At 46.5% G+C, this 12498-nt stretch carries 9 protein-coding genes; 5 read left to right on the top strand and 4 right to left on the bottom strand.

Annotated elements, in window-relative coordinates; genetic code table 11:
• The first annotated feature begins 43 nt into the window (after positions 1–43).
• Positions 44–961, top strand: coding sequence for a bifunctional GNAT family N-acetyltransferase/hotdog fold thioesterase (locus R7035_RS08200; RefSeq protein ID WP_005379283.1), 918 nt, complete (start codon positions 44–46; stop codon positions 959–961).
• Here the strand turns inward: R7035_RS08200 and R7035_RS08195 are convergent.
• From R7035_RS08195 to hslR, 4 genes are all read right to left on the bottom strand, one after another.
• The gene (locus R7035_RS08195) at positions 947–3067 is read right to left on the bottom strand and encodes an AsmA family protein (RefSeq protein ID WP_318146084.1); all 2121 of its coding nucleotides are present in this window, start codon (positions 3065–3067) and stop codon (positions 947–949) included. The genes R7035_RS08200 and R7035_RS08195 overlap by 15 nt on opposite strands.
• 190 nt (positions 3068–3257) lie before the next feature.
• The gene (pckA, locus tag R7035_RS08190; RefSeq protein ID WP_053307278.1) at positions 3258–4886 is read right to left on the bottom strand and encodes a phosphoenolpyruvate carboxykinase (ATP); all 1629 of its coding nucleotides are present in this window, start codon (positions 4884–4886) and stop codon (positions 3258–3260) included.
• A 336-nt stretch (positions 4887–5222) separates the two neighbouring features.
• A complete protein-coding gene (hslO, locus tag R7035_RS08185) occupies positions 5223–6098 on the bottom strand; it encodes an Hsp33 family molecular chaperone HslO (protein WP_005379290.1) in 876 nt (291 codons plus the stop codon).
• 31 nt (positions 6099–6129) lie between these two features.
• On the bottom strand, positions 6130–6516 hold the full coding sequence (gene hslR / locus R7035_RS08180; protein ID WP_005379292.1) for a ribosome-associated heat shock protein Hsp15: 387 nt from the start codon (positions 6514–6516) through the stop codon (positions 6130–6132).
• A gap of 253 nt (positions 6517–6769) precedes the next feature.
• Between hslR and gspC the strand changes: the two genes are divergently transcribed.
• From gspC to gspF, 4 genes are read left to right on the top strand one after another with little or no spacing between them, the layout of a single operon-like run.
• A complete protein-coding gene (gspC, locus tag R7035_RS08175) occupies positions 6770–7696 on the top strand; it encodes a type II secretion system protein GspC (RefSeq protein WP_005379294.1) in 927 nt (308 codons plus the stop codon).
• A 36-nt stretch (positions 7697–7732) separates the two neighbouring features.
• On the top strand, positions 7733–9751 hold the full coding sequence (gene gspD / locus R7035_RS08170) for a type II secretion system secretin GspD (RefSeq protein WP_005379295.1): 2019 nt from the start codon (positions 7733–7735) through the stop codon (positions 9749–9751).
• Entirely contained in the window at positions 9751–11253 is a 1503-nt protein-coding gene (gene gspE, locus R7035_RS08165; RefSeq protein ID WP_005379296.1) for a type II secretion system ATPase GspE, read from the top strand. The genes gspD and gspE overlap by 1 nt, the downstream gene beginning before the upstream one ends.
• Positions 11253–12470, top strand: coding sequence for a type II secretion system inner membrane protein GspF (gene gspF, locus R7035_RS08160; RefSeq protein WP_005382993.1), 1218 nt, complete (start codon positions 11253–11255; stop codon positions 12468–12470). Before gspE ends, gspF begins: the two co-directional genes overlap by 1 nt.
• Positions 12471–12498 lie beyond the last annotated feature (28 nt).

The following is a 12498-nucleotide window of genomic DNA, read 5'->3' as shown; positions in this document are numbered from 1 at the left end:
ATTTTTCCGACACTGATTAGTGTTGTGCTTTCAAAGGATTGATATGTTCAAACTCATTACTCCCAAAACCGATAATCAGATAAACAAGTATTATCAGTTTCGCTGGCAACTGCTTCGTGAGCCATGGCGTATGCCGATCGGCTCAGAGCGCGATGAATACGACGAAATGAGTCATCACCGCATGATTGTTGATGGTCGAGGTCGTCCTATGGCGATTGGCCGTTTATACATTACGCCGGACAATGATGGCCAGATCCGCTATATGGCGGTTAAAAATAATCGCCGTAGCAAAGGGATGGGTTCGCTGGTTTTGGTTGCACTAGAGTCGTTAGCACGCCAAGAAGGAGCGAAACGCTTGGTGTGTAATGCCCGTGAAGATGCCATCGCCTTTTATGAAAAAAATGGCTTTGAGCGTCGAGGTGAGCTGACCGATGAGCGTGGCCCTGTGCGCCATCAGCAAATGGTGAAGCAACTGGATCCGATGGCCAATGTGTTACGTCGCCCTGAATGGTGTACTGAGCTTCAACAGCGCTGGGAGCAACAAATCCCAATTAGCGACAAAATGGGGATCAAAATTAACCAGTACACGGGTTACCAGTTTGAATGCTGTGCGCAGCTTAATCCTAACCTTAATCCGCATAACACCATGTTCGCCGGGTCAGCTTTTACCTTAGCAACCCTGACAGGGTGGGGGATGACGTGGCTGCTGCTTAAAGAGCGTGGGTTGCACGGTGATATTGTGTTGGCCGACAGCTCTATTCGTTATCGTCAACCAGTCGAACAAAACCCCGTGGCGAGTACTTCGTTGGATGGGATCAGTGGTGACCTAGACCGATTGGAGTCGGGACGCAAAGCACGCATCGTTATTCATGTAGTGATTTATAGTGGTGACACGCCAGCTGTGGATTTTGTCGGTACCTATATGTTGATACCGAATTACTCGCAGTTACTCAGTTGCTGATGGGTTAAGCGCCGACTGACCTGCTGGGCGCTTATCTGTTTCACCTTCTTGCTCTGTCGGTGAGAGGATTTGTTCTTCTGCTGCGGAATGCGTGTTGGGTACTTCATCTTCTTCGATAACTTCTTCGTAAAGCTCTTCCTCTTGAATCTCCAAGTTGATGTTATCAATCACGATAGGTTGCTCGATGGAAGGTTCATTTTTCTGTGGAGTCTCAATATCAGTAGGCTCGGCCAGTTTTGATGCGTTCACGCACTCATTACGGTGGGTTTCACCACTTAGTAGATCGCCTTCAATGTTTCCGCACGACTCTTCCAATTGATAAGTAATGCCACTTAGCGGGTTGTTGGCCATATCAAATGTTCCCCAAACCTTACCACTTATGGCTTTTCCTGAGATTGTGACCGGCTTTATGGCAACTTCCCCTCGTTGCGAGCTTAAACGCAGTGGACTTAAGGTAATGGCTTTGAACGAATGATCCGCTTGGGACTTCAAGCGGGTATCTCGGAGGTTGGCTTCCACTTCACCCGACAAGCTGTAGGCCAGCATGTTGCGATCACCTGACAACCCTTGTAGATCGAGGCTGAGATCGGAAAAACCATCAATAGCCAGTGTGTCGGGTAAAAAATAATCGTGGAAGAGCGATAAGGGAATACCATCAGCATTGACGTTGAGCGCCCAAGGTTGGCTCGGGGTACTCAAATCTATCTGTCCGATGCCTTCTACGTAGCCTTGCTCGAGTGGCGCAAAAAGGCGAGTCAATTGCCAAAAGCCATCTTTGCTTTGCATGGCAAGTGCTGCGTGAGACGTGAGTATTTGGTCATAGCTAGCGTTGACAACGCTGACTTCCAATTCGCCTTGCCAAAGGCCCCAACGTTGAGCCGACTGTTTAATATCAAGCTGTTGCCCTTCGATATTTAAACCGGAAAGTTGCCAATAAGGTTCGTGAGATAGCTGGATAATTTGGCTGCGCTCAATGTCGAGTCGTTCGATTGCAACATGCTCTAACTCGCTGGTGGCGGCGTGCCACCAATTTAGGTTGTCTTCTGGCTGTGTTGCCCACTTGAGGCCTCGAATAGAGGCTTCTTTGAGCTTCCATTGTGTTGGCGTGAACAATCCAGAAACTTGCACTCGACCTTGCTGCCAATCTAAGCTGAGCTCGTTGAGCTGGATTACTCCTGGCTCGATAGCGGCACTCAAACGTGGCTCTATTGCGGTTTGCTGCTGGAATCGAACGCTATCCGCCTGCAATGACACTTGAGCTTTTGTCTTCCAGAGAGACAGTGGCAGTGTGGCGTTTTCCACAGAAAGATCCAAGTTCTGCCAGTGCCAGTCGCCCCATTCAATATCGGCGTTAAGCAAATCTAAGCTATTAATATGATTAATGTTAAATGGTAGATCGTGCCAAGGTTTTGCAAGCAGTGATTGGCGCTGCGTATTACTCAGTTTCAGCTTGTTGATGGTCACATTTACTAAAGACCAACCTTGAGGATACTGCTCCCCTTGCCCAGATATTTGACTGTTACGCCAGTTAAAAGAGGTGCCATAAAGCGTACTGTCTTGCGGTTTGTAGTCTATATCGACTAAGACTTGATTAAAGGCTTCGCCATTCCAATAGAGTTGGTCGGCCGCAAGTTGAACTTCGCCATATGGTATTAATTGATCACTCCATTGTGGTGATTGAATTTGAAGATCAATGCCATTGGCAGAGAAATGCTCGTCGGCGTAATCAATATTTTTGAGCGCGATTTGATGGAATAAAACGTTGTCTAAAGGCGGGAGCTTTGGTACGCCATACTGCAAGCTCATACCATCAATCAATAAACTATCAACGATCCATTTACCATCGCGATAAACATCGGGATTCATCCATAAATCGACTTGCTCGATGTAAGACGCATCGTCTCCGCTGGTGTTCACGCGTTGTAAAGTTAGGTGATAGGGAAAGTCATAACGCACGCTTCCGGCCCGGAAGGGAAGAGAAAAGGTGTTTGACAGCAAGCGCCAGGTTGCGTCCGCGTAAGATGTTGTTAGCAGCGCAATCGTAGCGGCCGGAATGGCAACTAAGATAACCAGTAACAGAAGTAGAACTCGACGCGCTGTTTTCATCTTTGCTAGAACCTACGTGTGTTATTAAATAAAACTAGATAGGCTTTAGCTTGTATCAATATTCTGTGGTATTCAATAAAAAGCCCCTCAAAAGAGGGGCTTGAAGCAATTTTTGTAACTTGGCCTACGTAAAGGTGGTAAGTTAATGCCAACTTTTCACTGAGCTTACGCGACGTCGCTGTTACTCGATTTAATCAATCTGAGGACCAGCCGCAACCAGAGATTTACCTTCAGCGTTGTCTGTGTACTTATCAAAGTTATTGATAAAGCGCGCTGCTAAATCTTTCGCTTTGCTTTCCCACTGAAGTGGGTCAACGTACGTGTCGCGAGGGTCTAGAATGCTAGGATCCACACCTGGTAGTGACGTTGGTACTTCAAGGTTGAAGATTGGAATGTGCTTAGTTGGTGCTTCTTCAATCGAACCATCAAGAATGGCATCAATAATTCCGCGTGTATCTTGAATGGAGATACGTTTGCCAGTGCCGTTCCAACCAGTATTCACTAGGTAAGCCTCAGCGCCCGCTGCTTCCATGCGTTTTACCAGTACTTCCGCGTATTTTGTTGGGTGGAGCGTTAGGAACGCCGCGCCGAAACAAGCAGAGAAAGTTGGTGTTGGCTCAGTAATACCGCGCTCTGTTCCCGCTAGTTTGGCGGTAAAGCCAGACAGGAAGTGGTACTTAGTTTGCTCAGGTGTCAATTTAGATACTGGAGGCAGTACGCCAAATGCATCGGCTGATAGGAAGATCACTTTATTCGCGTGACCGCCTTTTGATACTGGCTTAACGATATTATCGATATGGTAGATAGGGTAAGAAACACGTGTGTTTTCTGTTTTCGAACCATCATCAAAATCGATAGAGCCATCGCCACGTACTGTTACGTTTTCTAGCAGTGCATCACGACGAATTGCGTTGTAGATGTCCGGCTCCGCTTCTTTCGAAAGTTTGATGGTTTTTGCGTAACAACCACCTTCGAAGTTGAAGACACCGTCATCATCCCAGCCGTGCTCATCATCACCAATTAGCGCACGTTTAGGATCAGTCGACAGGGTCGTTTTACCCGTACCAGATAGACCGAAGAATACCGCTACATCGCCATCTTTGCCCATGTTAGCGCTACAGTGCATTGATGCGATGTCTTTTAGTGGAAGGAAGTAGTTCATCATGGCGAACATACCTTTCTTCATTTCACCGCCGTACCAAGTACCACCGATAAGTTGCATGCGCTCGGTTAGGTTAAATACGGTGAAGTTTTCTGAGTTCAGGCCTTGCTCTTCCCATTTTGGATTAGTGCATTTTGCGCCATTCATTACTACGAAGTCTGGTTCAAATATCGCTAACTCTTCTTCCGTCGGGCGAATAAACATGTTTTTAACGAAGTGCGCTTGCCATGCGACTTCTGTGATAACACGAATGCTCAAACGTGTATCTGGGTTTGCACCACAGTAACCGTCAACAACAAACAAGCGTTTGTTAGAAAGCTGGTTTGTGACCAGTTCTTTTAGCTCGTCCCACACTTCAGGAGTGATTGGTTTGTTATCATTTTTCACTTGATCAGACGTCCACCACATATGTTCTTCTGTCGTAGCGTCTTTGACGATATATTTATCTTTTGGTGAGCGACCAGTAAAGATGCCAGTGTCAACGGCAACCGCACCTAGTTCAGTAACCACGCCGCGCTCATAACCGGTTAGGTCTTCACGCGTTTCTTCCTCAAACAACATTTCGTAGCTTGGGTTGCGAATAACCTCTTTTACGTTATGCAGTCCGTGCTTGGTTAGATCAAGTGTTGCAGCCTTAGTATGTTCCATAACGGTCATAGGTGCTCCTTATAAGGATTTTGTAGGGATTTTGTAAGAATGTTTTAATTTTAATCTGCTCACCATGCTAGCAACGGGGCGGGGAGAAAACAGGGAGATAGCTCAAAATTTACCCATGATTTCAATAAGGTTTTAGGTAACCCGTCACATATTGGTGGGAATAGTCTATCGTGCACGCAATCCTTTGCGCTAGGGCAAAATCATTATTAATTGTTTAAAATTAAGCAGTTGTTTTATTACGCTTGAGGCTAGTTATTACGAGGGGTTGATCACAAAAAGGCCAGCATTAAGCTGGCCTTTTGTAGGGTAAATTACGTGCTTGATAAGCTATGTAAATTAATGCAGGGTTTTCTTGTCTGTAGAAGCTTGTGCATACAGTTCAGTGACTTCAGATTCGTCGAACGTATAAGTTGTGCCACAGTAATCACAATGTAAAGAAACTGATCCAACTTCTGCCAAAATGTCATAAATTTCAGCTTTCTCAACGGTGATGATTGCTGCACCGCTACGCTCACGAGAACAGCCACAATGGAACTCGACAGGTTGCGGCTCGTACAGACGTACTTTGTCTTGGTTATATAGTCGATACAATAACTCGTTCGCTTCTAAACCAAACAATTCTTCATCTTTTACTGTATCAGTGAGCTGCTCTAGATGTTCGAAATCATCTGGAGAGCCAGTGCCGTCAGGGATCACTTGAATCAACATACCTGCTGCGTGTGCTTTGCCTTCATGCTCACCAGTGCGGATCCATAGGCGCGTTTTTAACTGCTCTGAGTTTGCAAAGTAGCCTTCTAGCACTTCTGCTAAAGTGTCACCTTCTAATCCAACGACGCCTTGGTAACGCTCGCCGTTTTTCGGTTCGATGGTGATCACAAGGTAGCCCTTACCCATTAGATCGTGAATGTTTGCGTCATCGGCAACATCGCCTTCCCAGCGAGCTACGCCACGAACACGTTGGTTATGGTCACCGTTGATAACGGCAAGAGACACAGGACCGTCGCCTTGTAGCTGGATGGTGATCGAACCTTCGAACTTAAGAGTGGCAGTTAAAAGAGTAGTTGAAACGAGTAGCTCACCCAGCAGTTTCTCTATTGCTGCCGGATATTCCTTGCTGGAGATAACACGTTGGTACGCTTCATCCAATTGTACCAACTCGCCACGTACTGAAAGATCTTCGAATAGGTAGCGGTTTAAAACATTATTTGCCATGGAGTGCTTTCCTCGTTGGTAATTCCGGCTTTTATTGGTGTTTGAACTTAATGATGTCTCTGCGCTGCTTTTTATCTGGGCGGCGTTCCGGACTTGGGTTGTGGGCATTAAGCTTACGTTGAGTCGCGTGTTCCTCACGTTTCGCGATACTCTCATTGGTTTCGCGATATAAGGTTTGTGCGATGGGAGCGCCTCGGCGTTGATCTGAGATTTGTTCGATGATCACGATTTTTTCTTCGTTGCCTTGACGAAGTCTGACTTCAGCGCCCACTTCAACGATTTTACTCGGCTTGCTTCGTTGGCCATTATAGTGGACTTTACCGCCATCGACCATGTTACGCGCGATGGAGCGGGTTTTGTAAAATCTTGCGGCCCATAGCCATTTATCTAGCCTAACGGCTTCATTTAGGGAACTCATAGAACACTACGCTATCTAATCACTGCCCGAATACGGCAATGAGTGATGGATTATCCACCTACAGATGGAGTCAAGGCGTATTTTTTTCAAGGGAGTTGGCAAAAACTGCATAAGAAAAAGGTATGAAAGACAACTTGTGATATAGTTCACTGCTCTTTGTTGAGTAATAATTTTATTGCAAATTTAGCAATTTAAAGTCGATAGCTATCGTTATAGCTTAAATGACGGACGTTAGAATAAAGGAATCCATTCAGTGAAACGTTTAGAGCTAAGTGCAGGATTATCAAGCAGACCGCTACTGGCTCAGATCAAGTCCAATCATTATACCATTCAAGCCAAACTTAGCTTGTTGCTTACCTGTCTGTTTATTGCGATAACCGGATGGATACTTGGCAAAATTGTGTGGTTAGCCATACCTCAATCGTCGGAAGTGCCGCAATGGCGTCCATCGGCGAGTAGCGTTGCTGCGAGCAATAAAGGCGACGCGATAGATTTTAATGCCCTTCAGAATGCCAACCTATTCGGTAAATACACTGAGCAAAAAGCGGCGGTTGTAGAACAGCCTATTGTTAAAGACGCCCCTAAGACGCGCCTTAACCTTACGCTGGTCGGTGCGGTTGCAAGTAGTGATGCCAACACCAGCCTTGCTGTTATTGCTAACCGAGGTAAGCAAGCTACGTACGGTTTGGGTGAAGAAATCGAAGGGACACGTGCGACACTAAAAGCGGTATTGGTGGATCGCGTCATCATTGATAACCAAGGTCGAGACGAGACCTTAATGATGGAAGGTATAGAATATAAGAAGCTATCTGAATCGCCGCAGGTAGCTAGGGCGCAAGCTCAGCGAGCAGAAGCAGCGACGTCTGACGTTGGAGAGAAATTAGAGCAAATCCGCGAGGAAATTGCGAAAGATCCACAAAGCGTTTTTAAATACATCACCATTTCACCCGTCAAAAAAGACGGAGACATTGTTGGTTATCGAGTATCACCTGGTCGTGATGCCGCATTATTTAATGATGTAGGACTACAACCTGGCGATATTGCGGTTCAACTGAACGGGATCGATTTAAGTGACCCGTCTTCTTCAGTACAACTGATGCAAGTGATGAGCGATCCGCAAGAATTAAATTTAACTGTTGAGCGAGACGGCCAACAGTACGATATCTATATCCAATTGTAAGACTTAGGCAACCGGCGTAAGTTCAGGGAGACATACGTGAAACATTGGTTCAGCAAAAGTGCTTGGCTACTAGCAGGAAGTTTACTCTGCGTACCAGGTGCAATGGCAAACGAATTTAGTGCGAGCTTTAAAGGCACTGATATTCAAGAATTCATCAACATAGTGGGTCGTAACCTCGAAAAGACCATCATTGTTGATCCTTCAGTACGCGGTAAAATCGATGTCCGCAGCTATGACGTTCTTAACGAAGAGCAATACTACAGCTTTTTCCTTAATGTCCTTGAAGTATACGGTTACGCAGTCGTAGAGATGGACAATGGGGTACTTAAGGTTATCAAAGCAAAAGACTCAAAAACCTCAGCAATCCCTGTGTTAGGTGATGGCAGCGCGCAAGGCGATAGTGTTATCACTCGAGTTGTCGCGGTGCGTAATGTGTCGGTTCGAGAGTTGTCTCCTCTACTTCGTCAGCTGATTGATAACGCCGGTGCCGGTAACGTGGTTCATTATGATCCAGCGAATATTATCTTGATCACAGGTCGTGCGGCAGTAGTGAATCGCTTAGCAGAGATCATCAAGCGTGTTGACCAAGCCGGTGATAAAGAAATTGAATTGGTAGAGCTGCGTAATGCATCTGCTGCTGAAATGGTACGCATTGTTGAAGCACTGAATAAAAGTGCGAATCAGAAAAGCACGCCAGAGTTCCTTGAACCTAAAATTGTGGCCGATGAACGTACTAACGCGATTTTAATTTCTGGTGATCCAAAAGTAAGAGCCCGCTTGAAACGTTTGATTCGTCAACTTGATGTTGAAATGGCGACAAAAGGTAACAACCGAGTTGTGTACCTGAAAAATGCGAAAGCTGAAGATTTGGTGGATGTATTGAAAGGTGTTTCCGATAACCTGCAAGCTGAAAAACAAGCCGGTCAGAAAACATCAGGTGCATCGCGTGGTGAGGTCGTCATTGCTGCTCACGCTGCAACTAACTCGTTAGTTTTAACAGCGCCACCAGATATTATGATGGCATTACAAGACGTCATTTCTCAACTCGATATTCGTCGTGCTCAGGTTCTTATTGAAGCGTTAATTGTCGAAATGTCTGAAGGTGATGGTATTAACCTAGGTGTTCAGTGGGGTTCATTAGAAACGGGTGCTGTAATTCAGTACGGTAACTCAGGAGCCCCGATTGGTCAGGTGATGGTTGGGCTAGAAGAAGCAAAAGATCAAACCCGAACTGAATACTATACCAACTCTAATGGCGAACGAACGCCATATGATGTTACTGAATCAGGTGACTACTCTACGCTAGCGTCAGCACTTAGCGGAGTAAATGGTGCGGCAATGAGTATTGTCATGGGTGACTGGACAGCGCTAATTAGTGCTGTTGCTTCTGACTCCAACTCAAACATTCTATCTTCTCCAAGTATCACTGTAATGGATAATGGTGAAGCATCATTTATTGTGGGTGAAGAGGTTCCGGTTATTACGGGCTCTACGGCTGGCTCAAACAACGACAACCCATTCCAAACGGTTGACCGTAAAGAAGTCGGTATCAAACTCAAAGTAGTGCCACAAATTAACGAAGGTGACTCTGTACAGTTAAACATTGAACAAGAAGTTTCCAACGTATTAGGCGCAAACGGTGCGGTTGACGTTCGCTTTGCTAAACGACAGTTAAACACCTCTGTCATGATCCAAGATGGTCAGATGTTGGTTCTTGGTGGTTTGGTCGATGAACGCGCACTTGAAAGTGAGTCTAAAGTGCCGCTATTGGGTGACATTCCGGTACTTGGCCATCTGTTCAAGTCAACTAGCACGCAAACAGAAAAACGTAACTTGATGGTGTTCATCAAGCCGACGATTATTCGCGATGGTGTGACGGCCGACGGTATTACGCAGCGTAAATACAACTTTATTCGCGCAGAACAGCTTTACAAAGCGGATCAAGGTTTGAAGTTGATGGCTGACGAGAAGATCCCGGTTATGCCAGCCTTTGGCCAGGAGCGTCAGCACCCAACAGAGATCCAAGCGTTTATTGATCAAATGGAAAACAACTAATGGTTGATATGTTAGACACAGCGCCAAGTATGCGTCGTCTGCCATTCAGTTTTGCCAACCGCTTTAAACTGGTGCTGGAGACAGAGCATCCTGAGCGTCCACCTATTCTTTACTATGTCGAGCCGCTTAACCCTGCGGCTCTGGTTGAAGTCCGTCGTGTATTAAAGAAAAGCTTCGTACCGCAACCTATCGATAAAGAAGCCTTTGATAAAAAGCTGACTGAAGCATATCAACGCGACTCGTCTGAAGCGCGTCAGTTGATGGAAGATATTGGTGCTGATAGCGATGATTTCTTCTCTTTGGCTGAAGAACTGCCGCATGATGAAGACTTATTAGAATCGGAAGACGATGCGCCAATCATCAAATTGATCAACGCCATGTTGGGTGAAGCGATCAAAGAAGGTGCGTCGGATATTCATATTGAGACGTTCGAGAAAACCCTTTCGATTCGTTTCCGTGTCGATGGCGTATTACGTGAAGTTCTGACCCCAAGTCGTAAGCTAGCGCCTTTGCTAGTTTCTCGTGTGAAGGTTATGGCTAAACTAGATATCGCAGAAAAGCGTGTGCCTCAAGATGGCCGTATTTCGTTGCGTATCGGTGGTCGTGCGGTGGACGTGCGTGTATCGACGATGCCGTCCTCTCATGGGGAGCGCGTGGTAATGCGTCTGTTGGATAAAAACGCGACTCGTCTTGATTTACATAGTTTGGGCATGACCCCTTCAGTGCATGACAACTTCCGTCACTTGATTGGCCGCCCTCACGGTATCATCTTGGTGACGGGCCCGACAGGTTCTGGTAAATCCACCACCTTGTACGCTGGCTTGCAAGAGATCAATAGCAACGAACGCAACATTCTAACGGTTGAAGACCCGATCGAATTTGATATTGATGGCATCGGTCAAACTCAGGTGAACCCAAAGGTCGACATGACGTTTGCGCGCGGCTTGCGTGCCATTCTGCGTCAGGACCCGGATGTGGTGATGGTCGGTGAGATCCGTGACTTAGAAACCGCACAAATTGCAGTGCAAGCGTCCTTAACGGGTCACTTGGTAATGTCGACTCTCCACACCAACACCGCAGTGGGTGCGATTACGCGTCTACGTGATATGGGTATTGAGCCATTCCTTATTTCTTCTTCGTTATTAGGGGTGCTAGCGCAGCGCTTAGTTCGAACGCTTTGTCCAAGCTGTAAAGAGCCGTATGAAGCCGATGCGGAACAGAAAAAACTGTTTGGTATGGAAGCGCATGAACCGTTAGAACTGCACCGAGCAAAAGGCTGTGAAGCGTGTAACCAAAAAGGCTACCGAGGTCGAACAGGTATCCACGAGCTCATTATGGTTGATGAGCAAGTACAAGAGTTGATTCACCGAGAGTCTGGTGAGCAAGAAATTGAGAGAGCCGTTCGCGCCCATACGCCAAGTATTCGCAGCGATGGTTTAAGCAAAGTGCGTCGTGGCATTACGTCACTTGAAGAAGTGATGCGAGTGACGAAGGAAACCTAATGGCGGCATTTGAGTACAAAGCGCTAGATGCAAAAGGCAAGCATAAAAAAGGCACGATAGAAGGGGACAACGCCCGACAAGTGCGCCAGCGACTCAAAGAGCAAGGGATGATCCCGATTGAAGTGGTTGAGACGAAAGCTAAATCGGCTAAGTCTTCAGGTTCAGTCAGCTTTAAGCGCGGCATCTCGACATCTGAGCTGGCACTCATCACACGGCAATTGTCTACGCTAGTCCAATCAGGAATGCCTTTGGAAGAGTGTTTGCGTGCGGTCTCTGAGCAGGCTGAAAAGCCGAGGATTCGTTCTATGTTGGCTGCGGTTCGCTCGAAAGTAACCGAGGGTTATCCGCTCGCCGACAGTTTTGCCGATTACCCACACGTGTTTGATGAACTGTACCGCTCTATGGTTGCGGCGGGCGAAAAATCAGGTCACCTCGATACCGTATTAGAGCGTTTGGCAGACTATGTCGAAAACCGCCAAAAGATGCGATCTAAATTGCTTCAAGCCATGATTTATCCTGTAGTTTTGGTGGTATTCGCGGTTGTCATCGTTTCGTTCTTATTGGCGACAGTGGTTCCTAAAATCATTGAACCCATCATTCAGATGGGCCAAGAGTTACCTCAATCGACGCAATTTTTACTGGCAGCCAGTGAGTTTGTGCAAGATTGGGGGCTGATTATTTTCGTTGTGCTGGTGGCGCTTTTCTATGGCCTCAAACTGGCGTTGCAAAAGCCAGACTTTCGCTTAGCTTGGGACAGAAAAATCTTGAGCTTACCGCTAATAGGTAAGATCTCTCGAGGTTTGAATACCGCACGATTCGCACGAACACTTTCGATCTGTACTTCCAGTGCGATTCCAATTCTCGAGGGTATGCGCGTTGCGGTAGATGTTATGTCTAACCGTTATGTGAAGCAGCAAGTCTTGCTTGCAGCGGATAACGTCCGAGAGGGCGCTAGTTTGCGTAAGGCGTTGGACCAAACTCGCTTGTTTCCACCAATGATGCTACACATGATCGCCAGTGGTGAGCAAAGTGGTGAATTAGAGAGCATGTTGACGCGGGCAGCCGATAACCAAGATCAAAACTTTGAATCAACAGTCAATATTGCTCTGGGTGTGTTTACTCCTGCGCTGATTGCATTAATGGCTGGATTAGTGTTGTTCATTGTGATGGCGACCTTGATGCCAATGCTAGAAATGAATAACTTGATGAGCGGATAATTTCGAATTAAGACGTGTCTACTAACGG

It is taken from the genome of Vibrio sp. 1731 (assembly GCF_033339955.1).
Classification (GTDB): Bacteria; Pseudomonadota; Gammaproteobacteria; order Enterobacterales; family Vibrionaceae; genus Vibrio; species Vibrio alginolyticus.
The sequence above is the reverse complement of the archived record's forward strand: the minus strand, read 5'-3'. Positions and strand labels throughout refer to the sequence as shown.

Bases quoted from the DNA above. Each gene is read 5' to 3' on its own strand.
- hslO (WP_005379290.1), bottom strand. From the start codon at position 6,098: ATGGCAAATAATGTTTTAAACCGCTACCTATTCGAAGATCTTTCAGTA.
- pckA (WP_053307278.1), bottom strand. From the start codon at position 4,886: ATGACCGTTATGGAACATACTAAGGCTGCAACACTTGATCTAACCAAG.
- gspF (WP_005382993.1), top strand. From the start codon at position 11,253: ATGGCGGCATTTGAGTACAAAGCGCTAGATGCAAAAGGCAAGCATAAA.
- R7035_RS08200 (WP_005379283.1), top strand. From the start codon at position 44: ATGTTCAAACTCATTACTCCCAAAACCGATAATCAGATAAACAAGTAT.
- gspE (WP_005379296.1), top strand. From the start codon at position 9,751: ATGGTTGATATGTTAGACACAGCGCCAAGTATGCGTCGTCTGCCATTC.
- hslR (WP_005379292.1), bottom strand. From the start codon at position 6,516: ATGAGTTCCCTAAATGAAGCCGTTAGGCTAGATAAATGGCTATGGGCC.
- R7035_RS08195 (WP_318146084.1), bottom strand. From the start codon at position 3,067: ATGAAAACAGCGCGTCGAGTTCTACTTCTGTTACTGGTTATCTTAGTT.